The organism is Spiribacter curvatus, assembly GCF_000485905.1.
GTDB classification, from domain to species: domain Bacteria; phylum Pseudomonadota; class Gammaproteobacteria; order Nitrococcales; family Nitrococcaceae; genus Spiribacter; species Spiribacter curvatus.
The window spans coordinates 974,903-1,001,802 of sequence record NC_022664.1 but is presented as its reverse complement, the minus strand read 5'-3'; the positions used below and the strand labels follow the sequence as shown (position 1 = coordinate 1,001,802).

General features: G+C 64.1%; 26 protein-coding genes. 25 read left to right on the top strand and 1 reads right to left on the bottom strand.

Annotated features, from left to right (window positions below; translation table 11 throughout):
* The first annotated feature begins 21 nt into the window (after nucleotides 1–21).
* From rpsB to truD, 25 genes are all read left to right on the top strand, one after another.
* Nucleotides 22–834 (top strand): 30S ribosomal protein S2, encoded by an 813-nt coding sequence (gene rpsB, locus SPICUR_RS04960; protein ID WP_041381696.1) that lies wholly within the window; start codon nucleotides 22–24, stop codon nucleotides 832–834.
* Entirely contained in the window at nucleotides 824–1,708 is an 885-nt protein-coding gene (tsf, locus tag SPICUR_RS04955) for a translation elongation factor Ts (RefSeq protein WP_023366677.1), read from the top strand. Before rpsB ends, tsf begins: the two co-directional genes overlap by 11 nt.
* Before the next feature lie 10 nt (nucleotides 1,709–1,718).
* Nucleotides 1,719–2,438, top strand: a complete 720-nt coding sequence (gene pyrH, locus SPICUR_RS04950) for a UMP kinase (protein WP_023366674.1) — start codon at nucleotides 1,719–1,721, stop codon at nucleotides 2,436–2,438.
* A gap of 4 nt (nucleotides 2,439–2,442) precedes the next feature.
* A complete protein-coding gene (gene frr / locus SPICUR_RS04945) occupies nucleotides 2,443–3,000 on the top strand; it encodes a ribosome recycling factor (protein ID WP_023366672.1) in 558 nt (185 codons plus the stop codon).
* A gap of 13 nt (nucleotides 3,001–3,013) precedes the next feature.
* A complete protein-coding gene (gene uppS, locus SPICUR_RS04940) occupies nucleotides 3,014–3,775 on the top strand; it encodes a polyprenyl diphosphate synthase (protein ID WP_023366670.1) in 762 nt (253 codons plus the stop codon).
* A complete protein-coding gene (locus SPICUR_RS04935) occupies nucleotides 3,759–4,589 on the top strand; it encodes a phosphatidate cytidylyltransferase (RefSeq protein ID WP_023366668.1) in 831 nt (276 codons plus the stop codon). The genes uppS and SPICUR_RS04935 overlap by 17 nt, the downstream gene beginning before the upstream one ends.
* Nucleotides 4,586–5,785, top strand: a complete 1,200-nt coding sequence (locus SPICUR_RS04930; protein ID WP_023366667.1) for a 1-deoxy-D-xylulose-5-phosphate reductoisomerase — start codon at nucleotides 4,586–4,588, stop codon at nucleotides 5,783–5,785. The genes SPICUR_RS04935 and SPICUR_RS04930 overlap by 4 nt, the downstream gene beginning before the upstream one ends.
* Nucleotides 5,782–7,146 carry an RIP metalloprotease RseP gene (gene rseP / locus SPICUR_RS04925; RefSeq protein ID WP_041382255.1) on the top strand — a complete coding sequence of 455 codons (1,365 nt, stop codon included), beginning with the start codon at nucleotides 5,782–5,784 and terminating at the stop codon, nucleotides 7,144–7,146. Before SPICUR_RS04930 ends, rseP begins: the two co-directional genes overlap by 4 nt.
* 11 nt (nucleotides 7,147–7,157) lie before the next feature.
* Nucleotides 7,158–9,452 carry an outer membrane protein assembly factor BamA gene (gene bamA, locus SPICUR_RS04920; RefSeq protein WP_023366663.1) on the top strand — a complete coding sequence of 765 codons (2,295 nt, stop codon included), beginning with the start codon at nucleotides 7,158–7,160 and terminating at the stop codon, nucleotides 9,450–9,452.
* Nucleotides 9,453–9,989 (top strand): OmpH/Skp family outer membrane protein, encoded by a 537-nt coding sequence (locus tag SPICUR_RS04915; RefSeq protein ID WP_023366661.1) that lies wholly within the window; start codon nucleotides 9,453–9,455, stop codon nucleotides 9,987–9,989. It begins immediately after the preceding gene.
* A gap of 14 nt (nucleotides 9,990–10,003) precedes the next feature.
* The gene (gene lpxD / locus SPICUR_RS04910) at nucleotides 10,004–11,053 is read left to right on the top strand and encodes a UDP-3-O-(3-hydroxymyristoyl)glucosamine N-acyltransferase (protein ID WP_237220314.1); all 1,050 of its coding nucleotides are present in this window, start codon (nucleotides 10,004–10,006) and stop codon (nucleotides 11,051–11,053) included.
* The gene (fabZ, locus tag SPICUR_RS04905) at nucleotides 11,037–11,531 is read left to right on the top strand and encodes a 3-hydroxyacyl-ACP dehydratase FabZ (protein ID WP_023366657.1); all 495 of its coding nucleotides are present in this window, start codon (nucleotides 11,037–11,039) and stop codon (nucleotides 11,529–11,531) included. The genes lpxD and fabZ overlap by 17 nt, the downstream gene beginning before the upstream one ends.
* Nucleotides 11,528–12,304, top strand: a complete 777-nt coding sequence (gene lpxA / locus SPICUR_RS04900; protein WP_023366655.1) for an acyl-ACP--UDP-N-acetylglucosamine O-acyltransferase — start codon at nucleotides 11,528–11,530, stop codon at nucleotides 12,302–12,304. Before fabZ ends, lpxA begins: the two co-directional genes overlap by 4 nt.
* 12 nt (nucleotides 12,305–12,316) lie before the next feature.
* Entirely contained in the window at nucleotides 12,317–13,474 is a 1,158-nt protein-coding gene (gene lpxB / locus SPICUR_RS04895) for a lipid-A-disaccharide synthase (protein ID WP_023366653.1), read from the top strand.
* Nucleotides 13,461–14,069: a ribonuclease HII gene (gene rnhB / locus SPICUR_RS04890; protein ID WP_023366651.1), complete on the top strand. Its 609-nt coding sequence runs from the start codon at nucleotides 13,461–13,463 to the stop codon at nucleotides 14,067–14,069. Before lpxB ends, rnhB begins: the two co-directional genes overlap by 14 nt.
* A gap of 37 nt (nucleotides 14,070–14,106) precedes the next feature.
* Nucleotides 14,107–17,604, top strand: coding sequence for a DNA polymerase III subunit alpha (dnaE, locus tag SPICUR_RS04885; protein ID WP_023366649.1), 3,498 nt, complete (start codon nucleotides 14,107–14,109; stop codon nucleotides 17,602–17,604).
* Nucleotides 17,605–17,647: 43 nt separating this feature from the next.
* Complete coding sequence (locus tag SPICUR_RS04880; protein WP_023366647.1) at nucleotides 17,648–18,613, top strand: acetyl-CoA carboxylase carboxyltransferase subunit alpha; 966 nt, start codon at nucleotides 17,648–17,650, stop codon at nucleotides 18,611–18,613.
* The gene (tilS, locus tag SPICUR_RS04875; RefSeq protein WP_158499829.1) at nucleotides 18,597–19,955 is read left to right on the top strand and encodes a tRNA lysidine(34) synthetase TilS; all 1,359 of its coding nucleotides are present in this window, start codon (nucleotides 18,597–18,599) and stop codon (nucleotides 19,953–19,955) included. Before SPICUR_RS04880 ends, tilS begins: the two co-directional genes overlap by 17 nt.
* 108 nt (nucleotides 19,956–20,063) lie before the next feature.
* Nucleotides 20,064–21,707 (top strand): CTP synthase, encoded by a 1,644-nt coding sequence (locus SPICUR_RS04870; RefSeq protein WP_023366643.1) that lies wholly within the window; start codon nucleotides 20,064–20,066, stop codon nucleotides 21,705–21,707.
* A 2-nt stretch (nucleotides 21,708–21,709) separates the two neighbouring features.
* The gene (kdsA, locus tag SPICUR_RS04865) at nucleotides 21,710–22,543 is read left to right on the top strand and encodes a 3-deoxy-8-phosphooctulonate synthase (protein WP_041382247.1); all 834 of its coding nucleotides are present in this window, start codon (nucleotides 21,710–21,712) and stop codon (nucleotides 22,541–22,543) included.
* Between the two features lie 11 nt (nucleotides 22,544–22,554).
* Complete coding sequence (gene eno, locus SPICUR_RS04860; protein WP_023366639.1) at nucleotides 22,555–23,850, top strand: phosphopyruvate hydratase; 1,296 nt, start codon at nucleotides 22,555–22,557, stop codon at nucleotides 23,848–23,850.
* Between the two features lie 8 nt (nucleotides 23,851–23,858).
* Nucleotides 23,859–24,137: a septum formation initiator family protein gene (locus tag SPICUR_RS04855; protein ID WP_023366636.1), complete on the top strand. Its 279-nt coding sequence runs from the start codon at nucleotides 23,859–23,861 to the stop codon at nucleotides 24,135–24,137.
* A complete protein-coding gene (ispD, locus tag SPICUR_RS04850) occupies nucleotides 24,130–24,840 on the top strand; it encodes a 2-C-methyl-D-erythritol 4-phosphate cytidylyltransferase (RefSeq protein WP_023366634.1) in 711 nt (236 codons plus the stop codon). The genes SPICUR_RS04855 and ispD overlap by 8 nt, the downstream gene beginning before the upstream one ends.
* On the top strand, nucleotides 24,837–25,313 hold the full coding sequence (ispF, locus tag SPICUR_RS04845; RefSeq protein WP_023366632.1) for a 2-C-methyl-D-erythritol 2,4-cyclodiphosphate synthase: 477 nt from the start codon (nucleotides 24,837–24,839) through the stop codon (nucleotides 25,311–25,313). The genes ispD and ispF overlap by 4 nt, the downstream gene beginning before the upstream one ends.
* Nucleotides 25,310–26,362, top strand: coding sequence for a tRNA pseudouridine(13) synthase TruD (gene truD / locus SPICUR_RS04840; protein ID WP_023366630.1), 1,053 nt, complete (start codon nucleotides 25,310–25,312; stop codon nucleotides 26,360–26,362). Before ispF ends, truD begins: the two co-directional genes overlap by 4 nt.
* Here the strand turns inward: truD and SPICUR_RS04835 are convergent, their stop codons facing one another.
* Nucleotides 26,363–26,899: a Smr/MutS family protein gene (locus SPICUR_RS04835; RefSeq protein WP_041382245.1), complete on the bottom strand. Its 537-nt coding sequence runs from the start codon at nucleotides 26,897–26,899 to the stop codon at nucleotides 26,363–26,365. It lies immediately after the preceding gene.
* Nucleotide 26,900: the final 1 nt, after the last annotated feature.

Genomic DNA, 26,900 nt, shown 5'->3' with positions numbered 1-26,900 from the left:
CAATCACAAGGAGTTTCAGACATGGCAAAAGTAACCATGCGCCAGATGCTGGAGGCCGGCGTTCATTTCGGCCATCAGACCCGTTACTGGGATCCGAAGATGGCGCCGTATATCTTCGGCCACCGCAACAAGATCCACATCGTCAACCTCGAAAAGAGCCTGCCGCTCTACGAGGATGCCGTTAACTATGCCGGCAAGCTCGCCGCCAATGGCGGTCGGATCCTTTTCGTGGGGACCAAGCGCGCCGCACAGGATGCCGTCCGCGAAGAGGCCGAGCGCTGCGGTATGCCCTACGTCAACCACCGCTGGCTGGGCGGCATGCTCACCAACTTCCGCACGGTGAAGCACTCGATCCGCCGCTATAAAGAGCTCCAGCAGCAGAAGACCGACGGCACATTCGAGAAGCTTGGCAAGCGTGAGGTCCTTTCACTGCAGCGTGAGATGGACAAGCTCGAGCGCTCCTTCGGCGGTATCGTCAACATGGAGTCGCTGCCCGATGCGCTGTTCGTGATCGACGTCGGGTACGAAAAGATCGCCATCCAGGAGGCGAAAAAGCTCGGCATTCCGGTGGTGGCCGTTGTCGACACCAACAACAGCCCGCGCGAGGTCGACTATGTCGTGCCGGGCAACGACGACGCCATCCGAGCGATCCGTCTCTATCTGCGTGGCATTTCCGATGCGATCCTCGATGCGCGCATGAGCACGGCGCAGGCGCCGGCGGGCGATGACGAGTTCGTCGAGCTGCCTGGCGAGGCCGCTGCAGCCGAGACAGCCGAACCGGCGGCCAGCGACGAGACGAGTACCGAACAGAAGGGAACAACGCATGGCAATTAGTGCACAACAGGTAAAGGATCTGCGCGAGCGCACCGGCGCCGGCATGATGGAGTGCAAAAAGGCACTGGTTGAGACCGACGGCGATATGGAGTCGGCGGTCGAGCATATGCGCAAGCGCGGACTCGCCAAGGCGGATAAGAAGGCCGATCGAGTGGCGGCGGATGGTGCCGTGATCGCCCGCGTGGCCAGTGACGGGCACAGCGGTGCGATCGTGGAGATCAATAGCGAGACGGATTTTGTCGCCAATGGCGACGATTTTCAGGCATTCGCGAACAAGGTGGTCGAACGGATCCTCGAGGATGACCCGGCCGACCGCGAAGCGCTGATGGCACTGCCGCTCGAAGCGGGCGGTGAGGCCGTGGAGCTCGCCCAGAAAGAGTTGGTCGCGAAGATTGGCGAGAACATTCAGGTCCGTCGATTCCAGCGCTATGGCAGCGAATCGGCCCAGGTCCATCACTACCTCCATGGCAGCCGGATTGGCGTGCTCATCGAGCTCGAGGGCGGTGATGAGGCGTTGGGGCGGGATCTGTGCATGCACATCGCCGCGAGTCAGCCGGTCTGCGTGAGCGTTGATGACGTGCCCGAGGAGCGCGCGGCAAGCGAGCGTGAGGTGCTGGTGGCGCAGGCCGAGGCTTCGGGCAAGCCGCCGGAAATCATCGATAAGATGGTTGAAGGCCGACTCCGCAAGTGGCTCGCCGAAATCACCCTCCTCGGGCAGCCCTTCGTCAAGGATCCAGACCAGACCGTCGAGGCGCTGCTCGAGGCCAGGGGCGCACGCGTGGTCAACTTCACGCGGCTCGAGGTCGGTGAGGGCATCGAGAAGAAGGAAGAGAACTTCGCCGACGAGGTGGCCGCGACGATTCAGGGTAGCTGAGGGTCGTCTGATGGCAGATCCAGTCTACCGGCGAATCCTGTTAAAGCTCAGCGGCGAGGCGTTGCTTGGAGAGGCCGACTACGGGATCGATCCCGAGGTCCTCCGGCGCCTCGCCGCCGAGGTGCACGCACTGATCGACCGCGGGGTCGAGGTGGCACTCGTGATCGGTGGCGGTAACATCTTCCGGGGCGCGGGTCTCGCAGCCTCCGGCATGGACCGGGTCAGCGCTGATCATATGGGCATGCTCGCCACGGTGATGAACGGATTGGCAATGCAGGATGCGCTTGAGCATGAGGGTGTCTTCACCCGCGTCATGTCGGCGGTGAAGATCAACCAGGTCTGCGAGGACTACATCCGGCGTCGGGCCGTACGGCATCTGGAAAAGGGGCGGGTGGTGATTCTCGCCGCCGGCACCGGCAATCCCTTTTTTACGACCGATTCAGCGGCCAGCCCCCGCTCCGTGGAGATCGGAGCGGATGTGATGCTCAAGGCGACGAAGGTCGACGGGGTCTATTCGGCGGATCCAGTCAACGATGATTCGGCATTCCGCTATGAGCGCCTGACCTATGACCGGGTGCTCGATGAGCGGCTGTCGGTGATGGATGCGACGGCGATTGTCATGTGCCGCGACCAGAATATGCCCATCATCGTGTTCGACATTAACCGACCCGGGGCACTGGCAAGCATCGTTGAAGGTGAGAATGTCGGTACACGGGTCGAGCGGGGGTAACGCAATGATCGACGATATCACCAGCGACGCGGATCAACGCATGGACAAGAGCGTTGAGAGCCTGCGTCAGGATCTCCAGAAAATACGCACGGGCCGGGCCAATACCAGTCTTCTCGATCAGGTGACAGTCAGCTACTACGGCACGGAGGTGCCACTCCACCAGGCGGCTTCGGTGACGGTGAGCGACGCCCGGACGCTGATGGTGACGCCGTTCGAGAAAAGCATGGTCTCTCCGATTGAAAAAGCGATCATGGAATCGAATCTGGGCCTGATGCCCAACTCTGCAGGCCAGACGATTCGGATTCCACTGCCACCGCTGACCGAGGAGCGTCGCAAGGACCTGGTCAAGGTGGTGCGCAGCGAAGGCGAGCAGGCCAAGGTGGCGGTCCGGAATATCCGTCGCGATGCGAATGGCGACTTCAAGCAGCTCCTCAAGGACAAGGAAATCACTGAGGACGATCAAAAGCAGGGCGAGGATCGCATCCAGAAGCTGACCGACCGTCACGTCAGGACGATTGACGAGATGCTCTCGGCCAAGGAAGAAGAGTTGATGGCCGTCTGAGGTCATCCGACCTATGACGACCGAACAGACTGCCTCCCCCCATGCCGTTCCGCGGCATGTCGCGGTCATCATGGATGGCAACGGGCGTTGGGCCGCCGAGCGGGGAAAACCCCGCCACCACGGGCACCGAGCCGGCGCCGAGTCGGTGCGTCGCACAGTGGAGTACTGTGCTCGGTCAGGGGTCGAGGCGCTCACCCTGTTCGCGTTCAGCAGCGAGAACTGGCAGCGGCCGGCGGCCGAGGTCAGTATGCTCATGTCGCTTTTCATGCGGGTCCTCGACCGCGAGGCCGAGCGTCTGCAGCGCAACGGCATTCGACTGAACATTGTTGGCGACCGCGGACGATTGTCAGAGCGCTTGCAGGCGCGCTGCGCTTCGGCCGAAGCGCTGACCGCTGATGAGACCGGGATGCAGCTCAACATCGCGGCGAGTTATGGCGGACGCTGGGATATTGCGACCGCGGCGCGGCGCCTTGCCGAGCAGGTAGCAGCCGGGGAGCGCTCGCCGGCCTCCATCGATGTCGATTCGCTCGGCGATGAGATCTGTCTGCATGCGCTGCCGGCACCGGATCTTTTCATTCGCACGGGTGGCGAGCAGCGGATCAGCAACTTCCTGCTCTGGCAGATGGCCTATACCGAGCTCTACTTTACGCCGGTGCTATGGCCGGACTTCGACGATGATGAGATGGCCCGCGCGATGGACTGGTTCGGCGCCCGTGAGCGCCGTTTTGGACGGGTCAGTGCATCACCCGTGAGCGGGGATGCCGACGGTGCTTAAACAGCGGATCCTCACCGCGGTGCCGCTCGCACTCATCGTGCTCGCGCTCATCTGGCGGGCGCCTGTCGTGTGGATACAGATCGTCATGGCCGCCGCAATGCTCGTCGCTGCGTGGGAATGGGCGGATCTGTCCGGGTATCAACGGCGCTCGTCCCGCATCGCATATGTCGGCGTTATGGCCGTGTTGCTCGCCGTCATGGCGACCACTGAGCTTGCCGATCAGACCCTCTGGCGGGTGCCGGGCCTGCTCTGGTGGCTCGGGGTGGGCGTGTGGCTCCTCTATCAGGCGCGTCGTCCCATGCCGGCACACCTGCCCGGCTGGCTCCGAGGCGGCGCCGGGCTGGTCACACTCACCCTCGCCTGGGCCAGCGTCGCATCGATCCATGGCCAGCCCGGAGTCGGACCGTTCTGGCTGACCGTGCTGGTGATTCTGGTCTGGGGGTCGGATATTGGCGGGTATTTCGCCGGCCGTCGGTATGGCCGCCACAAACTCGCCCCGTCGATCAGTCCCGGCAAGACCTGGGAGGGCGTCGCTGGCGGCCTCGCGCTGGCGATCGCCCTTGTGGTGGCGCTGCGCGCCATCGCGGACGGGTACTATACCGATCTGCCCGGTTATAGCTGGTTGATCGCGGTGGGGATCATGGTCGCGCTGCTCTCGGTGGTCGGCGATCTGTCTGAGAGTGTTCTCAAACGCCAGGCCGGGCGCAAGGACAGTGGTCGGCTCTTACCGGGTCACGGCGGAATGCTTGACCGTATTGATGCGCTCCTTGCGGCTGCCCCGGTGCTGGCGGCAGCGCTCGTGAGCGGGCCATGACGGTGACACGGAAACCAACCGGCGTCGCCGTACTCGGCGCCACGGGCTCGATCGGCACCAGCACCCTGGATGTTGTCGCACGGCATCCTGACGCGTATCGCGTCATCGCGCTGTCGGCAAGCCGTGATGTCGATGGTATGGCAGCACTGTGTCGTCGCTTCCGGCCGGCGCTCGCGGCAATGGCCGATCCACAGGCCGCGGCCGTGCTGCGTGACCGGCTCAGTGATCTCGCCGATATCCGCGTCACCGATGGAGCCGCCGGTCAGCGGGAAGCCGCTGCCCACCCCGATGCCGGGACCGTGGTGGCCGGGATCGTGGGTGCAGCGGGACTTGCCCCCTGTCTGGCGGCGGTCGAGGCGGGCAGGCGCGTTCTGATCGCCAACAAGGAAGCGCTGGTGGTTGCGGGGTCGTTGATCATGGCCGCGGCACAGACCAGCGGGGCGGTGCTGCTGCCGATCGATAGCGAGCACAACGGGATCTTTCAGTGCCTGCCCAGTCAGCCTGGTCAGCCACTGGCACTGACCGGCGTCGAGCGATTGATTCTGACGGCATCGGGTGGACCGTTCCGTGATCGCGACCCGTCAACACTCGCGACCGTCACCGTCGACGAGGCCTGTACCCATCCCAACTGGTCGATGGGCAGAAAGATCTCTGTGGACTCGGCAACGATGATGAACAAAGGCCTGGAACTGATTGAGGCGTGTCGTTTTTTTGGTATGCCCGCGGAGCAGGTCGATATCGTGGTTCATCCGCAGAGCCTGGTCCACGCCCTTGTCCAGTACCGCGATGGATCAACGCTCGCGCAGATGGGCAACCCCGATATGCGCACGCCCATTGCCAACGCGCTCGCCTGGCCCGAGCGGGTCGACGCCGGAGTCGGTCGGCTCGATCTCCTTAAAGCGGCGCGGCTTGATTTTACGGCGCCAGATGATCAGCGATTCCCCTGTCTGGCACTGGCGCGGGCCGCGCTTGAAGCCGGAAGCGGGGCGACGGCCGCCCTCAATGGCGCCAACGAGGTGGCCGTCGCCGAATTTCTCGATGGCGGGCTGCGATATGACCGGATTGCTGCGGTCATAGAGGATACGCTCGCCGCATTGCCGGTGGAGCCGGAGGCAAACCTCGAGGCATTGATTGCCCATGAACAGTGGGCGAGACGGCAGGCGGCCGACTCGCTCCAACGCTGGAGGCATCGTTGAGCTGGCTTATTAACATCATCGGTTTTCTGCTCGTCATTGGCGTGCTGGTCGCCGTGCACGAATTTGGGCATTTCTGGGTCGCGAGACGCGTGGGTGTGCGCGTCCTGCGGTTTTCGATCGGGTTTGGCAAGCCGTTGCTCCAGCGTACCGGTAGCGACGGCACGGAGTACGTGCTGGCCGCGATTCCGCTGGGTGGCTACGTGAAAATGCTCGACGAGCGTGAAGCGCCCGTTGCCGAGGACTCGCTGCATCAGGCGTTCAATCGCAAGCCACTGTGGGCGCGGAATGCGGTGATCTGCGCGGGGCCAGCCTTCAACTTCGCGCTGGCGATCGTCGCCTATTGGCTGGTATTCGTGATTGGGGCGACGGAAGTCCGGCCAGTGGTCGGTCCGGTTACGCCGGAATCGCCCGCGGCGGAAGCGGGGCTTGTCAGCGGCGATGAGTTCCTGCGTATTGACGACAAGCGAGTCCAGGCCTGGGATGACACGGTCATGACCCTGATCGGTTCAGCCGACGACGGGCCCTTCCCGGTTGAGGTTGAGCGGGAGAGCGGCACCCGTACCTCTCTCACCCTCGATCTGACCGGCGTTCGATTGCTCGAGGAGCAGGGCGAGGCCCTCCAGAGGGTCGGACTGCAGCCGATGCAGCCCACGATCGATCCAGTGATCAATGAAGTCGTGCCGGAGAGCAGCGCGGCGCGGGCCGGACTCGAGTCAGGCGATCGAGTGCGCCAACTTGATGGTGAGCCCATCGATTCCTGGCGGGCATTAGTGATGGCGATCCGCGAGCGTCCCGACTCGGAAGTGACGCTGACGATCGAACGTGGAGGCACGGCGCTGACCCGGTCATTCACGCTGGACAGTCGCGGGGCCGGTGACGGGCGTACCGGCGTGCTGGGTGTCACCCCGCAGGTCCCCGAGGGGGTATTGTCCGATCTACGCCATGAGGTGCGTTATGGGCCGGTAGCGGCTGTGGGCCAGGCGGTTGGATCGAGCTGGCAGGCGGCAGCACTGACTGTCGACGTGCTCGTGAAAATGGTGATCGGCGAGGCATCGGTCAAGAACCTCAGCGGACCGATTAACATTGCCCAGTACGCCGGCGACTCGGTGTCGCTGGGACTGATACCGTTTCTGAAGTTTCTTGCGATCGTGAGTATCAGTCTTGGTATCCTGAACCTGATGCCGGTGCCCGTCCTTGATGGCGGGCACTTGCTGTATAACGCAATCGAGTGGGTGCGGGGGCGTCCCCTCTCCGAGGCCGCCCAGGGGATGGGTCAGCAGATCGGTATGGTGCTGCTGTTGATGCTCATGACCCTGGCTTTCTACAACGATCTCAACCGGGTATTCGGCGCCGGGGGCTGAGTAAAGAGCGAATGATGCGATTAAGACTGGCCGCGTTTGTGCTGCTGCTGACCATCGTCAGCGCCGCACAGGCATTCACGATTGAACAGATCCGCATTCGCGGTCTGGACCGCATCGCTGAGGGCACGGTGCTCAATTACCTGCCCCTGGAGGTTGGCGACGAGCTCGACGCCCGGCGCAGCGCGGATTCGGTGGAGGCGCTGTTTGACACGGGGTTTTTCGATGATGTTTCGCTGCTTCGCGATGAGGCGACGCTGATTGTCGAAGTGGACGAGCGACCAGCCATCGCGCAGATCGATTTCATCGGCAACAGTCAGATTGATAATGACCGTCTGCGCGAGGGCTTGACGGGCGCCGGTCTGGGAGAAGGTCAGAGCTTCGACCGGCCGCTGCTGGCACGAATCGAGCGTGAGCTCGAACAGCAGTACTTCGCCCTTGGTTACTACGACGTCGACATCGAGAGTACGGTCTCACCGCTGCCCCGGAACCGCGTCAGCCTTCGCGTTGACGTCGAGGAAGGCGAGCCGGCGTCGGTCCAGGGCATCCGTTTCATCGGCAACCGCGGCTTCGATGCCGATCGCCTCCGGGATGTCTTCGAGATGGGCGCCAAGCCCTGGTGGGCGGTCCTCTCGCAGCGCGATAAGTATTCCCGGCAGCGGCTCTCCGGCGATCTCCAGCGGTTACGGGCGTTTTACCGCGACCGCGGCTATGCCGACTTAAGCATCGATTCGACGCAGGTCACGATCAGTCCAGACCGCCAGCGAATCAATATCACCGTCAACCTCGATGAGGGGCAGCAATACACGGTGGGTGACATCGAGCTGGCCGGCAATCTGATCTACCCTGAGGAAACGCTGCGTGATCTCATCGAGATCGACAGCGGTGCGATCTATAACCAGCGCAATATCAGCCGGACCGTGGAGGCGATCCAGGATAAGCTCGGTGAGCGGGGCTATGCGTTCGCGCGTGTCAATCCGGTGCCGGATCTGCGGGCCGCCGAGCGGATCGTCGATATGACACTGTTCGTCGACCCGGCTGAGCGGGTCTATGTCCGACGCATCCGTATCAGTGGCAACGAGTCGACGCGCGACGATGTGATCCGCGGCGAGCTCCGCCAGTACGAGGGGACGTGGCTGTCCACCAGCGATCTTAGCGATTCCGAGTCACGGCTCGGGCGGCTCGGCTTTTTCAGCGACGTCAGCATCGATACCCCACGCGTCCCCGGGACCACCGATCAGGTGGACGTCGAGGTCGATACCACCGAACGGCTCTCCGGTAGCCTGCGCGCCGGCGTCGGTTTTGGCAGTGATCAGGGGCTGCTGCTCAATCTCGGTATCCAGCAGGACAATGTGTTCGGCACCGGTGACCGGGCCGAATTCGTCGCGAACAGTGATGATGCCGATACCGTCTATCGCCTGTCCTATCTCGAGCGCAATCACACCATGAGCGGCATCGACCGCCGCTATGCGCTGTCATTCCGGGATCGCGACGCCGATGAGGCGGATCTGGCCGATTACGGCGTCAAGACCGCGCGGGGCTCCTACGGCTATCGCATCCCGGTGAGTGATACGGATCGCCTCGGCGCCGATGTCACCTTCGAGGACGTGTCCCTGGACTTCGCCGATCCAACGGATTTTCAGGAGGATTTCCAGGCGCGCAACGGCACGTCCAATCGCGCCATCCTCACCGACCTGTCGTGGACGCGGGATTCCCGGGACACCGCCATATTCCCCACCAGCGGTGCGCGGCAACGGCTGGGTCTCGCCGTCGCCCTGCCACAGGTCTCGGATATCGAGTATTACCGTTTCAGCTACGAGCAGTCGCGTTATCTGGCGATCAGTGAGCGGTTCACCCTGGTCCTCGATGGCACGCTCTCCTATGGAAACGCCTATGGCGCGGGCGAGCGGCTACCGTTCTACGAGAACTTCTTCGCCGGTGGTATCCGCACCGTGCGTGGCTTCGAGGCGAATTCGCTGGGACCACGGGATGAGAACGATGACCCTACCGGCGGAAACCTGCGCGCATTGGGTCGAGCGGAAATCCGCTTCCCGCTGGCCGAGGATGAGGACGGCAATAATCTACGATTCGCCACCTTCGTCGACGCCGGTCAGGTCTGGGACCGTGAACGCGACAGTCTCGATTACAAGTCAGATATCGCCTTTTCCGGCATGCGCTTCTCGGCGGGGCTCGGGCTGGTCTACTATTCGCCGATTGGCCCATTCACCGTCAGTGTCGCGGAGCCGCTCAATGAAAAGGACCGGGATGATACGCAGCGCTTCCAGTTCACCATCGGAGCCAGCTTCTGAATGAATGTCCGCGTGATCATAGCCGGCCTGCTAATGCTGGCGACCTCAGGAACGTCGGCGCAGATGGATACCGATATGACCATCGGCTATGTCAATCCCGGCCGGGTCTCGGATGAAGCCCCGCAGGCCGACGCGGCGCGCCAGCGCCTGCAGGAGGAATTCGCGCCCCGCGATGAGGAAATCGTTGCCCTGCAGGAATCGTTGCGGGCATTGGAGGATCGCCTCGCCAGCGAGCGGATGAGCCTCGACAGCGAGGCAGAGCAGGCGTTGCGCCGTCGGATTGTCAATCAGCGGCGGCAGATCCAGCGCCAGCAGGAGATTTTTCGTGAGGATTTCAACCTGCGGCGCAACGAGTCGTTGGGTGATCTCCAGCGACGTATCCTGCGGGTCGTCGAGCGCTTTGCAGAGGAGCAGGGCTATGATCTGGTCGTGAGCGATGGCGTGGTCTTCGCCAGCGATGCGGTGAATATTACCGACCGGATCATCGAGCGCCTCGAGCGCCAGTACGAGCAGCGCAATGATGATGACGATGAGTGATGGAGGAAGGGCCGGTGGCTGGAACGCGGTACACGCTCGCTGAGTTGGCGCGTTTAACCGGCGCCGATCTGGAGGGGCCGGGTGATGCCTTGATCACCGGCGTGGCGGCACTGGAAACGGCCGGATCGAGTGATGTCAGTTTTCTCGCCAACCGCCGCTATCGCCACCAGCTCGCGGATACCCACGCCGCCGCCGTTATCCTGTCCCGCGGGGAAACCGGTTCGGGGTACGATTTCACAGTGCTGCGGGCGGACAACCCCTACCTGGTGTTCGCGCGGATGGGCTGGCTCCTGAATCCGGGGCCATCGCCGCAACCCGGCATCGACCCGGACGCGTCCGTGTCCGCGTTGGCGGACATCGACGCCAGTGCCACCATCGCGCCGCGAGCGGTGATTGAGGCAGGTGCACGGGTGGGGCCTCGGTGTTGGATCGGCCCGGGCGCCGTCGTAGCCGCCGGTGTCCATATGGGCACGGCATGCCGCATCGATGCCAACGCCTCGGTGCTGGCCGGGAGCCAGCTGGGGGACCGGGTCGAGATCATGTCGGGCGCTGTCATCGGCAGCGCCGGATTCGGCTTTGCCGATGCCGGTGATCACTGGGAGGCCGTTCCCCAGCTGGGTCGGGTGCTGATCGGTGATGACGTCTCGGTCGGCGCCAACACGACCGTCGATCGGGGCTCGCAGGGCGATACCCGAATCAGCAACGGCTGTAAGATCGACAATCTCGTGCAGATCGCGCATAACGTGCAGATTGGCGACCATACCGTGATCGCCGCGAATGCCGGGATCTCGGGCAGTACACGCATCGGACGATACTGTCGGATTGCCGGCGGTGTCGGCTTTGCCGGGCATATCGACATCGCCGATGGATCGACGTTTACCGGAATGAGCATGATCACCGGTAGCATCCACGAGTCAGGCGTGTATTCCTCGGGTGTCCCGCTGATGCCGACCCGCGAGTGGCGGCGTAGCGCGGTGAGATTCCGCCAGCTCGATGACATGGCACGCCGGCTGGATACGCTTGAGCGAATAATGACAACCACAGAGGATGGTGATGGGCGCTGAACAGACCAACGGTACAACCAACCGCCAGCTTGGGCCCGAGGCCATCCGGCAGCGACTGCCGCATCGATATCCGTTCCTGATGATCGATCGGGTGCTCGACTACACACCGGGCGAGTCCCTGAGCGCAGTGAAGAATGTCAGCGCCGCCGAACCCTGGGTGCCGGGACACTTCCCTGAAAAGACGGTTATGCCGGGTGTCCTGCTGGTCGAGTCGATGGCCCAGGCCTGCGGTCTGTTGGCCTACGTCACCCGCGAGGCCGAGCCGGCGGCCGAAATGCCGTCCACACCCCCGCTTTTCTATCTGGTGGGCGTCGATGACGTGCGCTTCAAGCAACCGGTCGGCCCCGGTGACAGCCCACGGATTACCGCCACGCTGGATCGGGTGGTCCGCGGGATCTGGCTATTCAAGGCGCGGGTCGACCTCAACGACCGGCTCGTCACGAGCGCGGGCATCCGCTGCACGATGGAGGCAGCGTGACGGACATCCATCCCACCGCGATCATCGATCCCGCTGCTGATGTGGCGCCGACTGCAACGGTGGGTCCCTACGCAGTGATCGGGCCGGGTGTGGAGATCGAGGCAGGTTGTACGATCGGCCCGCATGCCGTCATCAATGGTCCGACCCGGATCGGCGCCGGTACGCATATATTTCAGTTCGCCTCGGTGGGCGAGCAGCCGCAGGATAAGAAGTTCGAGGGTGAGGACAGCCGGCTGGACATCGGTTGTGACAACACCATCCGCGAGTTTGTCACGATCAATCGTGGTACTCAGGATGGTGGCGGTGTGACAACGATCGGTGATGGCAACTGGATCATGGCCTATGTCCACATCGCCCATGACTGTCAGATCGGGCAGGGCGTTGTGTTCGCCAACGGTGCGTCCCTGGCGGGGCATGTCAGTGTCGGCGATCGGGCGACACTGGGCGGATTTACGCTGGTTCACCAGTTCTGTCGGTTGGGTGAGGGCTGCTTTACCTCGATGGGGAGCTGCATTCGCCGTGATGTTCCACCATGGGTCATGGTGGCCGGCGATCCGGCGGCGCCGCATGGCACCAACAGCGAAGGGATGCGCCGTCGGGGCTTTGATGCCGATGGCCAACGCCGTTTTCGATCGGCCTATCGCACGCTCTATAAACGCGGTCTGCGGCTACAGGAAGCGATCGAGTCGATCAGCGCAGAGGCCACGGATGATCCCGCATTGCAGCGGTTCGTGGCGTTCCTGCAGGCCTCTCCCCGCGGCATCGTCCGCTGAACCGCCGGCGCTATGCGAATCGCGCTGGTTGCGGGTGAACTATCCGGTGATTTCCTTGGCGCCGGACTGATCCGATCCCTGGCAAAGCGCTATCCAACAGCCCGATTCGAGGGGATCGGCGGGCCGTCCATGCAATCGGCCGGCCTGCATAGCGACCACCCCCTGGAGGCGCTCTCGGTAATGGGACTGGTGGAAGTGCTGGGCCACCTGCCGCGTATTCTGGGCATCCGTCGGGACCTTCGGTGGCGCTGGCTCGACGATCCGCCGGATGTCTTCATTGGTATCGACGCGCCAGACTTCAATCTGGGGCTCGAGCAGGCGTTGCGCGCCGCAGGCGTCCCCACATTGCACTATGTCAGTCCCACGGTCTGGGCCTGGCGGGGTGGACGGATTCGACGGATCCGCAAGGCCGTCGATCGCATGCTCTGTATATTCCCGTTCGAGGAGCGCTTTCTCATCGATCAGGGCGTCGATGCATGGTTTGTGGGTCATCCGCTGGCCGATGCGATCGAGCCCATGACCGATCCCCGAGCCCCGCGCCGGGAGCTCGGCATCGCAGCGCACGAGACCGCCATCGCGATCCTTCCCGGCAGCCGTCGTAGCGAGGTGAACACACTGCTGCCGGTGTTCCTCGCGGTGGCGGCGCGGATTACCGAACGCTTTCCAGATGTCCGCTTCCTGGTCCCGGCCGCGACCCCCGCGCTGCATGCCCGCATCCGGGCGCGGATCGATGCGCGCGCCGAGCGGCTGCCGATCGAGGTGGTCGACGGCCAGGCGAGAACGATACTGGCGGCCGCCGACGCGGGTCTGATTGCATCCGGTACGGCAACGCTCGAGGCCATGCTGCTGCGTTGTCCATCAGTGATGGCCTACCGCGTTCATCGCATCACCGCGATGCTGGTACGACGCAGCCTGCGTATCTCGTATTTCGCCATGCCCAATCTAATGGCCAATGAGATGTTGATGCCGGAGTTCGTCCAGAACGAGGCCGACCCCGATCACCTCACCGACGCATTGGCGGGGTTGCTCGAGGCGCCGGATCAGCGTGCCGAAATCGCAGCCCGCTTTGCCAGTCTTCATGAATGCCTTCGCCGCGATGCCAGTGAGCGCGCCGCCGATGCGGTCACCGATCTCCTTGCCGGGCGGGGGATCGACCATGCGATCGGATGACATCGATCCGGCGGTGGCCGGCGTCGACGAGGTGGGGCGGGGCCCGCTGGCCGGTCCAGTCGTTGCCGCGGCGGTGATACTCGATGCGCGCACGGATTGGTCCATGCTGCGCGACTCCAAACGCCTGTCTGCGAAACGTCGCGAGGCGCTCGATCAGCGGATCCGGGCAGCGGCGCTGGCCTGGCGGATCGCGTCCGCGGACGTCGAGGAGATTGATCGGCTGAACATCCGCGAGGCCAGCCTGCTGGCGATGCAGCGTGCGGTGGAGGGGCTTGATCCAGCACCGGCGTCCGTCCGCGTCGACGGCCGTGACTGTCCGGTGGTGGCCTGTCCCGTGACAGCGGTGATCGGTGGCGACGATCAGGTTCCGGCGATCGCCGCGGCCTCGATCATCGCCAAGGTCTACCGCGATCAGTGCGCGCTCGAGCTGCACGCCCGATTCCCTGAATACGGCTTCGACCGGCACCGGGGTTACCCCACCGCCCTGCATCGTGAACGACTGCTGCGTCACGGCCCATGCGCCGCGCACCGACACAGCTTTGCACCGGTCCGTGCGGCGGATGGCACCTATCATCGGGAACACTCCGGGCGGTAACATACGGACACAGCTCCCCACGGGTCCGGATCAGGCAATGGCATCAGGTTTCGTTCATCTCCATCTGCACACGGAATTCTCCCTGATCGATGGCACGGTGCGGGTGAAGCCGCTGGTCGAGGCCGCCGCCCGACAGGGTATGCCGGCCGTGGCCGTCACCGATCAGGGCAATCTGTTCGGTATGGTGAAGTTCTATACCGCCGCGGTGGCGGCCGGGGTCAAGCCCCTGATCGGGGCCGATCTGCGCGTCGCTGACAGCGAGCGGGATGATCATCACACGATGACGTTCCTGTGCATGAACGACACGGGGTATGCCAACCTCACCCGGCTGATCACCGCCAGCTATCTCCAGGGGCAGGCACAGGGTCTGCCGCTGGTCGACCGGCAATGGCTTGATGAGTGGAACGCCGGGTTGATCGTTCTCTCCGGTGGGGCGCGTGGCGACGTCGGCGAGGCACTGGTCGCCGGCAATGGTGATCTTGCCCGCCGGCGGCTGGCATTCTGGCAGGCCCGCTTCGGTGATCGCTATTATCTCGAGCTCCAACGCACCGGCCGTCCCGGTGATGATGCCCATGTCCATGCCGCCGTCGCGCTGGCGGGTGAGGCCGATATGCCAGTGGTGGCCACGAATGATGTGCGCTTTCTCGAAGCGGCCGATTTCGAGGCTCATGAGGCGCGCGTGTGCATCCATGATGGTCGGGTGCTGCAGGACGACAGCCGTCCGCGCCACTACAGCGATTCGCAATTCCTGCGTAGCCCCGACGAGATGGCCGCACGGTTTGCTGATATCCCTGAGGCGCTCGACAATACCCTCGCCATTGCCCGCCGCTGCAACCTCTCGCTGACGCTCGACCAGAACGTCCTCCCGGATTTCCCGGTGCCGGCCGATCAGGGCATCGAGGATTATCTGCGTGATCAGGCGCGCGCTGGCCTCGATCAGCGACTCCAGCGGCTGGGGACGCCAGGCGGGCGCGAGGCGGACTATCGTGAACGGCTCGAGCACGAGCTGGGTGTCATCATCGAGATGGGCTTTCCCGGCTACTTCCTGATTGTTGCCGATTTCATCCGTTGGGCGAAGTCGCAGGACATTCCAGTCGGTCCCGGCCGCGGTTCCGGTGCCGGCTCGCTGGTCGCCTATGCGCTCGACATCACCGATCTCGATCCGCTGCGCTACGATCTTCTCTTCGAGCGGTTCCTCAACCCCGAGCGGGTCTCGATGCCCGACTTCGATGTCGACTTCTGCATGGAAAAGCGCGACCGCGTGATCGACTACGTCGCCGAGCGTTACGGGCGGGAGAAGGTCTCGCAGATCGCCACCCACGGTACAATGGCCGCTCGGGCGGTGGTGCGTGACGTGGGACGCGTCCTCGGGCATGCCTATGGCTATGTCGACCGGATCGCCAAGCTCATTCCCTTCGAGGTCGGCATGACGCTCGACAAGGCGCTGGCCCAGGAGGCGGATCTGCGCCAGCTCGGGGAGCAGGATGAGGATGTCCGCTTCCTGCTCGATCTGGCGCAGCGGCTCGAGGGACTGTCACGCAATGTCGGCAAGCACGCCGGCGGCGTGGTTATCGCTCCCAGCGATCTGACCGATTTCTCGCCACTGTTCTGCGAGCCGGGTGGCGGTGGGCTCGCCACTCAGCTCGACAAGGACGATGTTGAGGCGGTGGGACTGGTCAAGTTCGATTTCCTCGGCCTGCGTACCCTGACCATCATCGACTGGACGGTGCGCGCGGTGAATGCGCTGCGCGAACAGCAGGGCGAAACCCCACTCGATATCGCCACGATCCCGCTTGATGATCAGACGACCTTCAACCGCCTCAAGGATTGCCAGACCACGGCGGTGTTCCAGCTTGAGTCGCGGGGGATGAAGGACCTGATCCGCCGTCAGCGCCCCGACACCTTCGAGGACATCATCGCGTTGGTGGCGCTGTTCCGGCCCGGACCGCTGCAGTCGGGCATGGTCGAGGATTTCATCGATCGCAAACACGGCCGCAAGCCGGTTGCCTATCCCACGCCTGAGCTGCATCACGCCGATCTCAAGCCGATCCTCGAGCCCACCTATGGCGTTATCCTCTACCAGGAGCAGGTCATGCAGATCGCCCAGACTGTGGGCGGTTACAGTCTGGGCGAGGCGGATCTCCTGCGCCGGGCGATGGGGAAGAAAAAAGCCTCGGAGATGGCCAAGCAGCGGAGCATTTTCCTGGCCGGTGCACGCAATCAGGGACTGCCGCCGGAGCAGGCCGAGGGTCTGTTTGACCTGATGGAGAAATTCGCCGGTTATGGCTTCAATAAGTCGCACTCCGCGGCCTATGCACTGCTTTCCTATCAGACAGCGTGGCTGAAGGCGCACTATCCGGCAGCCTTCATGGCCGCCGTGCTGTCATCGGATATGGACAACACAGACAAGGTTGTCACGCTGATCGATGAATGTCGGGCGATGTCACTGGAGGTGGCGCCGCCGGATATCAATCGCTCCGACTGGATGTTCCAGGCGCCCGATCACGGCGGTGTGGTGTATGGCCTGGGGGCAGTCAAGGGCGTCGGGCATGCCGCGGTGGAGGCGATCATCGAGGCGCGCCGCGCCGGTGGCCCATTCACCGATCTTTATGATCTGTGCCGGCGGATCGATCTGCGCCGCGTCAACCGACGCGTGCTCGAGGCACTGATCCGCTCCGGCAGCCTGGATGCACTGAGTCCGAACCGCGCCTCGGCCATGGCGACACTGCCGGCCGCCCTTCAGGCGGCCGAGCAGCAGAGTCGCAACGCCGAAGTCGGTCAGAATGATCTGTTCGGGCTGGGTTCAACCGGGGACGCCGCGCCGAAGGGCGACGAGGCCGTACGGCATCGGTCGGAATGGGCAGAGCGTGACCGCCTGAGCGCGGAGAAGGAAACCCTGGGTCTCTATCTCACCGGGCATCCCATCGAGGAGCACGAGTCGGAGCTGTCCGGGTTTGTCACCTGTCGTCTCAATCAGGCGGCGGCAGGACTCGAGCGGGGCAGTGGGCGAGGCGACAGCGAGCCGCGCGTGATCCTCGCCGGGTTGGTCGTTGCCGTGCGCAGCCGCGTGACCCAAAGTGGTCGCCGGCTCGGATTTGTCACGCTGGATGATCGAACCGCGCGGATGGAGGTCATCCTCTTCGGTGATGTCTATCAGCGTCATCGCCACCTGCTTGAAAAGGATCAGTTGATTGTGGTCGAGGGCGATCTCGGCTATGACGAGTTCAGTGACGGCTATCGGGTCTCGGCCGAGCGCGTCCATGATCTGACGGGAGCCCGACTGCAGTTCGCACGCCGGCTGGTGTTGCGCGTTGGGGCGGCCGAGGCCGGTAATGGCTTTGTACCAGCCCTCCAACAGGCCCTCACGCCCTATCAAAAGGGTGACTGCCGGGTCTGCATCGATTACGAGACCGATGGTGCGCTGGCCCGGCTGCGACTGGGCGATGAATGGCGGGTTCGCCCCGAGCCGGAGTTGATTGATGCGCTGACCCGCCTTCTGGCGAGTGATCGGGTGGCCGTCGACTACCGGCGCTAGGCGCGTGATAATATCGCTGATCTTTGGTTAGGGGAGTGCAGCATTGGCGGCGAGTAATCTGAATTTCCTCGAATTCGAGCGTCCCATCGCCGAGCTCGAGGCGAAGATCGAAGAGCTGCACTACGTCAACGATGACGCTGAGATCAACATCAGTGACGAGCTTACACGCCTGCGTGCGAAGAGCCGGCAACTCACCGAGCAGATCTTCCGCAACCTCACACCCTGGCAGGTATCGCAACTCGCGCGGCATCCCCATCGGCCCTACGCGCTGGACTATATCGAATCGATCTTTACCGGTTTCGAGGAACTCCATGGTGACCGGGCGTTCGCCGATGATGCGGCGATCGTGGGTGGGCTCGCGCGCCTTGACGGCGTGCCGGTCATGGTCATCGGTGAGCAGAAGGGGCGCGATACGCGCGAGAAGATTGCCCGTAATTTCGGCATGCCAAGGCCCGAGGGGTATCGCAAGGCGAAACGGCTGATGGAGATGGCCGAGCGCTTCTCACTGCCGGTGTTCACCTTCATTGATACCCCCGGGGCCTATCCCGGTGTCGAGGCGGAAAAACGCGGTCAGAGCGAGGCCATTGCCCACAATCTGTTCGCGATGTCGCGCCTGCGTACACCGATCATCTGCACGGTGATCGGCGAGGGCGGGTCCGGTGGGGCCCTCGCCGTTGGTGTGGGTGACCGGCTGCTGATGCTCCAGTACAGCACCTATTCGGTGATCTCGCCCGAGGGCTGCGCGTCGATTCTCTGGAAGAGCGCCGATAAGGCGGCGGACGCCGCGGACGCCATGGGCATCACGGCGACGCGGCTGGCCGAGCTGGGGCTGACTGACGAGGTGATCGAAGAACCCCTCGGCGGGGCGCATCGGGACTGGGCCGACACTGCCCAGCGACTCGGTGAGGCACTCAGACGACACTGGGCGGAGCTGAGCGAACTGGCTACCGATCGTCTCTGCGCCGAGCGTTATGAGCGACTGATGGCGCTTGGTGAGTTCAAGGAGTAACCCGCGATCCGCCGACGGGCTGAGTGCCCGCGTGATCGAGCCCGCCCTGCCGGTGAGCACCACGGGACTGGTGGTCGCGTTCAGTGGCGGGGTCGATTCCACGGTGCTCCTGCATCTCGCCGTGCAGAGCCGATGGCCCGTCCGCGCGGTGCATGTCCACCATGGCCTCCATGAAAATGCCGATCGCTGGGCGGATCACTGTCGGCGGACCGGTGACCGGCTCGGCGTCAGTGTTGATACACGGTCGATCAGCAGCATCAATGGTGACGGAGAGGGGCTTGAGGCGGCGGCCCGGGCCGAGCGTTATCGTGTTCTCGGCGATGCGCTGCAGGGCGATGAGTGCCTGCTCACTGCACATCATGCCGACGATCAGTTCGAGACCCTGCTCTATCGTTTGCTGCGAGGGACTGGACCGTCCGGGATGGGCGGTATTCAGCCGCGCATGCCGTTCGGGCACGGTTGGCTGATCCGGCCGCTGTTGGCGACACCCCGCGCGCAGCTTGAGGCTCATGCCCGAGCCAACGATCTGCACTGGATCGATGATCCCAGCAACGCCTCGCTCGATCATGATCGAAACTATCTCCGACACCGCGTCATTCCCTCGATTGAGGCGCGCTGGCCCAGGGCGAATGCCGCCGCCGCGCGTCTGGCGACTCATGCCCGGGAGCAGTGCGGGCTGACCGATGATCTGCTCAGGGATCGCCGCCAGTCCGCTGCAGCAGCGATCAATGGTCCGCTGGCCGTGGCGGATTGTGCGTCCGGCGATGAGCCCTTCGATCGGGCCATGCTCAGGATGTGGATCCGCGATGGCGGCCATCGACCGCCGGGGGCGCGTCGTCTCGCCGTTGGAAGGGCGGCGTTAGTGAATGCCGCCCGGGACCGCGACCCGACTATGACGGGCCTCGATTTCGCGATCCGGCGACACCGGGGCTGGCTGTTCCGTCTGCCCCGCCCGCTCCCCGAGGTGCCGGTGCCCGTGCCGGTGCCGTCGGGAGCGGATCGAGCGAGTTGGGGCGCTCTGGGCGAGGTCTCCTGGCCACCCGCCCTCGGCGGGCCGCTCTGGCTGCGCGCGCCTCATCCCGGGGAGCGGATCGCCCTACCAGGACGGCGGACCCGGCCGATCCGCGAATTGTACCGTGAGCGGGGGATTACGCCGTGGTGGCGCGATCGCCTGCCGGCGCTGGTGGACGCGCGCGATGAGTGCCTGGCCGTGGCGGGCCTCGGTCTGACGCGGTCTGGTGTTGAGCGTGCACCGCAGGCTTTAGCGATGGGGCTCGAGTTCACGCCCTCGCCATCGGCCACTGGTGCAGACTGGGCGTGGTTGTCAGCGCCGCCGCAATGAACCGGCAGCATGGCACTCAGATTGTGCCGATCCGGTCCTTCTGCTAAGTTCCCTATCCATTCCGAGTGGTCTCCCGCCACCACGTTTCGCCACCAAACCGACGGTATCATGACGCGTTTTATCTTCATTACCGGCGGTGTCGTGTCCTCTCTGGGCAAGGGCATCGCCGCCGCCTCATTGGGCAGCATCCTCCAGGCGCGGGGGCTGAGCGTGACCATGGTCAAGCTCGATCCCTATATCAACGTCGATCCGGGGACCATGAGCCCCTTCCAGCACGGTGAGGTGTTTGTCACCGACGATGGTGCCGAGACCGATCTCGATCTGGGTCATTATGAGCGTTTCGTGCGGATGCGCGCCGCCCAGGCGAATAACCACACCACCGGGCGGATCTATGAGAGCGTTATCCGCAAAGAGCGCCGTGGCGACTACCTGGGCGGCACGGTTCAGGTCATCCCGCATATCACCGACGAGATCAAGCGCTGCATTGAGCATGGCGCCGGCGATGCGGATGTGGCGCTGATCGAGATCGGAGGAACCGTGGGCGACATCGAGTCACTGCCGTTTCTCGGGGCGATCCGCCAAATGGGCACGGAACTCGGTCGCGAACGCTGCCTTTTCATCCACCTGACGCTGCTGCCCTGGATCGGTGCCGCTGGCGAGATGAAGACCAAGCCGACCCAGCATTCCGTCAAGGAACTGCGCAGCATTGGTATTCAGCCGGATATCCTGGTCTGCCGTGCATCCATGCCGATCCCGGCGGAGGAGCGGCGAAAGATCGCGCTTTTCACCAATGTCGAGCCGCAGGCGGTGATCTCGGCGCTGGATGTCGACAATATCTACAAGGTCCCGGCAATGCTCCACGAGCAGGCGCTGGATGGGATTGTGGCCGAGAAACTGGGATTGACCCTCCCGCCAGCCACGCTGAACGACTGGGCCCATGTCGTGGAGGCGATGGAATCGCCTGAGGGCGAGGTCACCGTGGCGATGGTGGGTAAGTACGTTGACCTGGCGGACGCCTACATGTCCCTCAACGAGGCACTTCGCCATGCCGGCATCCAAAAGCGTCAGACTGTGCACATCCGTTATGTCGACTCCGAGGAGATCGAGCGTGAGGGCACCTCGCTGCTCAACGATGTCGATGCGATCCTGGTGCCCGGTGGCTTCGGCGAGCGCGGTATCGAGGGCAAGATCGCTGCGGCGGGCTATGCCCGGCGTGAAGGGGTTCCATTCCTTGGCATCTGTTTGGGGTTGCAGGTGGCGGTGATCGAGTTCGCGCGGCATGTCGCCGGCCTGGAGGGCGCTCACAGTACCGAGTTCGTGACCCATCCGCGCCATCCGGCCATTGCATTGATCACCGAATGGATGAACGCCGAGGGGCTTCGTGAGTACCGCGATTCCGACTCCGACATGGGCGGCACCATGCGGCTCGGGGCCCAGGCCTCGACACTGGTGCGCGGGACCCGATTCCATCGCGTTTATGGCAAAGACGTCATCCGTGAGCGCCACCGCCATCGCTACGAATTCAATAATGGCTACGCGGACCGACTCACCGGGGCCGGTCTGGTGATTGCCGGCTGGTCGGGCGATACCCACCTGGTCGAGGCCGTGGAGCTCTCAGATCATCCATGGTTCCTTGCCTGCCAGTTCCATCCGGAATTCACCTCAACGCCGCGGGATGGCCATCCGCTGTTCACCGATTTCATCGCCGCCGCCACCGTCCAGCGTGACCAGCGGCGGGACGGCGAGTCGTGACGATCCGCGTGCAGGGCCACGAACTGGGGCTCGATCAGCGGCTCTGCCTGATCGCCGGCCCCTGTGTGGTCGAATCGCATTCCGCCACCCTGGCGATCGCCGAGCGACTGACGGAGATCACGGCACGACGGGGTATCCCGTTCATCTTCAAGGCATCCTACGACAAGGCCAACCGGTCGTCCTCGCGTAGCTATCGCGGACCGGGGCGGTCACAAGGGCTGGAGACACTGGCTGCGGTACGGGCACGATTCGGCATTCCCATCCTCACCGATGTTCACGAATATACGCCGCTCGATGAGGTCGCGGATGTCGTCGACTGGCTGCAGACGCCGGCGTTTCTCTGCCGCCAGACCGACTTCATACAGTCGGTCGCCGCCTGCGGCCTTCCAGTCAATATCAAGAAGGGACAGTTTCTGGCGCCCTGGGATATGTCGCATGTGGTCGATAAGGCAAAGGCGACCGGTAACACCCGGATCGCGGTCTGCGAACGGGGAGTAAGCTTTGGCTATAACAACCTGGTCGCGGATATGCGCTCGCTGGCGGTGATGCGGACAACGGGTGCGCCGGTGATCTTCGATGCCACGCATTCCGTCCAGCTACCCGGTGGACAGGGCAGCGCATCCGGCGGGCAGCGCGAACATGTCCCGGTGCTGGCCCGTGCCGCGGTCGCGGCGGGTATCAGCGGTCTTTTCATGGAAACCCACCCGGATCCGGCGAACGCGCTGAGTGATGGTCCGAACAGCTGGCCACTCGATCAGCTGCCCGCATTACTCGATGCGCTGCTGGCAATGGATAACGTGGTCAAGCAGCACGGCTTCGCCGAAAACGAACTTTAAAAGGAGGCAGCATGCCCAGTATCACCCGCATTCATGCCCGCGAGATCCTTGATTCGCGCGGCAACCCCACCCTCGAGGCCGAGGCGACGCTCAGCGATGGCAGTATCGGTCGGGCGGCGGTACCTTCGGGGGCCTCCACCGGTGCCCGCGAGGCCGTGGAGCTGCGCGACGGGGACAAGTCGCGGTACCTGGGCAAAGGCGTTCTGCAGGCTGTGGCCAACGTCAATGGCGAGATCAATGATGCGCTGAACGGTCAGGTGGCGGAAGACCAGCGGGCCATTGACCAGCGGTTGATCGAGCTCGATGGCTCCGAGAACAAGGGCCGTCTTGGTGCGAATGCACTGCTGGGGGCGTCACTGGCTGTTGCCCAGGCCGCCGCTCAGTCGGCCGGACAGTCGCTGTTCGCCTACCTCGCACCGGCGGAGGAATACACGCTGCCGGTGCCGATGATGAATATCCTCAACGGCGGGGCACACGCCAGCAACAGCGTCGATATCCAGGAATTCATGGTCATGCCGATCGGCTTTGATCGGTTCAGCGATGCATTGCGCTGTGGTACCGAGATTTTCCACGCATTGAAAAAAGTGCTCGCGGGCCGCGGCCTCTCCACGGCGGTGGGCGATGAGGGCGGTTTCGCACCGGATCTACCCTCCAACGAGGCGGCCATCGAGGTCATTCTCGAGGCCGTCCGTGCGGCCGGATACACGCCGGGTGAGCAGGTCTGGCTCGCGCTGGATGCGGCGAGCTCGGAATTCTGCGAGAACGGCCAGTATTATCTCGCCTCCGAGGATCGCCGCTTCGATGCGGATGGATTCGCCGCGGTGCTCGCGGACTGGGTGGCGCGTTATCCGATCATCTCCATCGAGGATGGCATGGGCGAGGATGACTGGGCCGGCTGGGCGACCCTCACCCGCCAGATCAGCGAGGGCGTGCAACTGGTTGGCGACGACCTGTTTGTCACCAATACCCGGATCTTCCAGTCCGGTATTTACAAGGGCATCGGCAACTCAATCCTGATCAAATTCAATCAGATCGGCACACTGACTGAGACGCTGGATGCCATCAGCATGGCCGATCAGGCCGGCTACTCCGCCGTTGTCTCGCACCGCTCGGGGGAGACCGAGGATACGATTATCGCTGATCTGTCAGTCGCCAGTACGGCCACGCAGATCAAGACCGGATCACTGTGTCGCTCGGATCGGGTTGCCAAGTACAACCAGCTGCTGCGGATTGAAGAGGCGCTGGGTGATCGGGCGCGCTACGCCGGTCGCACGGCCTTCCCCAATCTGCGTCGCATGGGTGCCTGAAGCCGGTCATGCGCTGGATCGCGGTCGGCCTGGTGCTATTGATACTGGTGCTGCAGTCGCAACTGTGGCTGGGCGAGGGCAGTATCCCGGCGATGCGTCGGATGCAGGCCGCTGTCGCCGAGCAGCGTGCCGAGAATGAACGCCTCGATGAGCGGAATCGTGCGCTGGCGGCTGATGTCGCGGATCTACGCGGTGGCCTGCAGAGTGTCGAGGAACGGGCGCGTCGCGACATGGGCATGATCGGCACCGACGAGCAATTCTATCGGGTCGTCATTCCACGTGACTGATTACCGGCTCTGGGGATTGATCGCGGCGGCTGGCGTCGGTCAGCGGATGGACTCGGAGGGTCCGAAGCAGTATCACCGAATCGCCGGGCGCCCGGTGCTTGGCTGGTCGATCGATGCTCTGCTTGGCATGCCGGATGTCACTGGTGTCATGGTCGTGCGCAACGCTGATGACCGGTATTTCGAAACGGTCCTGCCATCAGGCGATTCGCGGTGCAGCGATTGTGTCGGCGGGGCCCAGCGCCAGGCGTCAGTCCGGGCCGGGCTGGCAGCGCTGCGCCATTGGGGGGCTGATGCCGACGACCGGGTGCTCGTGCACGATGCCGCTCGCCCTGCGGTGCGCCGGGATGATATCCGTCGGCTGATCGAGCAGGTGGCGGACGACCCGGATGGCGGGCTCCTCGCCGCGCCGGTCCGTGACACGCTAAAGCGCGCGGATCGTGACCGGCGCGTCGCATCAACGCCCTCAAGGGAGGGGCTGTGGCAGGCGATGACCCCACAACTCTTTCCCCTGGGTCGGCTTGAGTCGGCGCTCGCCATGGTGGCGGATGATGCGGTCACCGATGAAGCACAGGCCATGGAGCGGCTGGGCGCCAGGCCCCGCCTGGTGGCCGGTGATCCGGGCAATATCAAATATACCTATCCGCAGGACGCGTACTGGCTTGCCTGGGCGCTCGACCGGAAATGGACAGGAGAGGGCGCATGATACGAATCGGTCAGGGCGTCGATGCCCATCGACTGGTCACCGGGCGGCCGCTGGTGCTGGGCGGCGTCGAGATTGCTTTCGATTACGGGCTTGACGCCCATTCCGATGGCGACGCACTGCTTCATGCCATCTGTGATGCATTGCTCGGTGCCGCCGGCATGGGGGATATCGGCCATCATTTCCCTGACACTGACCCGGCCTTCACGGATATCGACAGTCGCTTGCTCCTCCGCCGCGTGCAGTCCACGCTCGCCGATCGCGGCTGGGACGTCAGTCATATCGATGCCACGATCATCGCCCAGCGCCCTAAACTCGCGGGCTATCTGCCGGCGATGATCGATCATATCGCTGCGGATCTTCGAGTCGACGCGACGGCGGTCAATCTCAAGGCGACAACGCTTGAGTGGATGGGATTCACCGGCCGCGGCGAGGGCATCGCCACCACCGCCGTTGCAATGATCGAGCGCGCATGAACGCCACCGACCGATTGCCCCGTGCTTGGGGGCCGGCCCTGGGGGCGGCGACCGTGGCTGCGGCCCCCGAGGATTTCCAGGTCGATGAGCGCCTCGGCTTTGCCGCCGAGGGGGCCGGCCCCCATCTACTGGTGCACATTCGTAAATGCGGTCTGACGACGCTGCGCGCGATCCAGATGCTTGCCGACCAATGGCAGGTGGATCGTCGTGGCATGGGCTATGCCGGCCGAAAGGATCGGGTTGCGGTGACCACTCAGTGGCTGTCCGTACCCTGGCCGGTGAATGCGCCCACCCCGGCGGGCGGTAGGGTGTTCGATGACGGGGCAGCATGGCTCGAGGTTCTCAGTGTCGAGCGTCATCGACGTAAGCTGCCGGTCGGCGCGCTGAGCGGCAATCAGTTCACACTCACCCTGCGCGACGTCGAGCTCCCACCCGAGGCGATGGCGAGCCGGGTAGTGACCTTGGCCCGCCACGGCGTCCCCAACTACTTCGGTGGCCAGCGGTTCGGGCATGACGAGCAGAATCTCACTCGAGCCCGCGACTGGTTTGCCGGGACGATCCGACCGCGGTCGCGCAATGATCGCAGCATGCTGATTTCAGCCGCGCGTTCAGCGATGTTCAATGCCGTTCTGGCGCAGCGGGTCGAGGACGGTGACTGGCGCTGGCCACAGACCGGCGATGCGCTGACCCTTGATGGACGCGGCAGCCTCTTTACGGCCGAGGTGGAGGAAGCTGCCTTCAACCGCCGCCGTGCGGCCGGTCTGCGCATCCATCCCACCGGTCCGCTGCCAGGTGCGCTCAACCGCCGCCAGGCGCTCTCGGATCGACTCACGGCGCGCGAGGCGGGTCTGCTGGGGGACTGGGCTTCCTGGATCGAATCGCTGGAGGCACGCCGGGTGGTGGCGGACCGGCGTGCGCTACGCCTCAGTGTCCACGGCCTTGCGGCCCGGCAGCTCGATGGATCGACCTGGCGACTTCGGTTCTGGTTGACGCGCGGCGCCTATGCAACGGTTGTGCTCCGCGAGCTGGTGGCCGCACGTGAACGCTGATCAACGCCTCAGCAGGACGTAGAGCGCACCGGTGCCGCCGTCCACCGGCCGGGCGGAGCAGAACGCAAGGATGTCGTCGCGCTGTCGGAGCCAGCGATCGACCTGGCCCTTGAGCACCGGTCCCGCGTTCGATGAGCGGCGTCCCTTGCCATGGATGACACGGACGCACCCCATGTGGCGGCGATGGCATTCATTGAGGAAGTCGTGCATCAGCCGGCGCGCGGAATCAGCGGTGTGGCCATGTAGATCAAGCTCGGCCATCACGCTGAACTCACCGCGCCGCAGCCGTCGCAGCGTCTTGCGATGCAGGCCCGCCCGCGACCAGGCCAGTGCCTCGCCAAGCTCGGCACCCAGCTCCGAGCCGTCGCGCTCACCCTCGGCGAGTTCACGCAGGACCGCGCGGTCATCGGCACGCCGCTGTCCCGGGACGGGCGGTGGGCGGCGACGGCGCAGATCCGGCGCGTCGTCGCGGTCGAGCGGATTGACATCCTCCATGGCCGCCCGGAAAAGCGCGGTATCTGAATCATGATCTTCCATG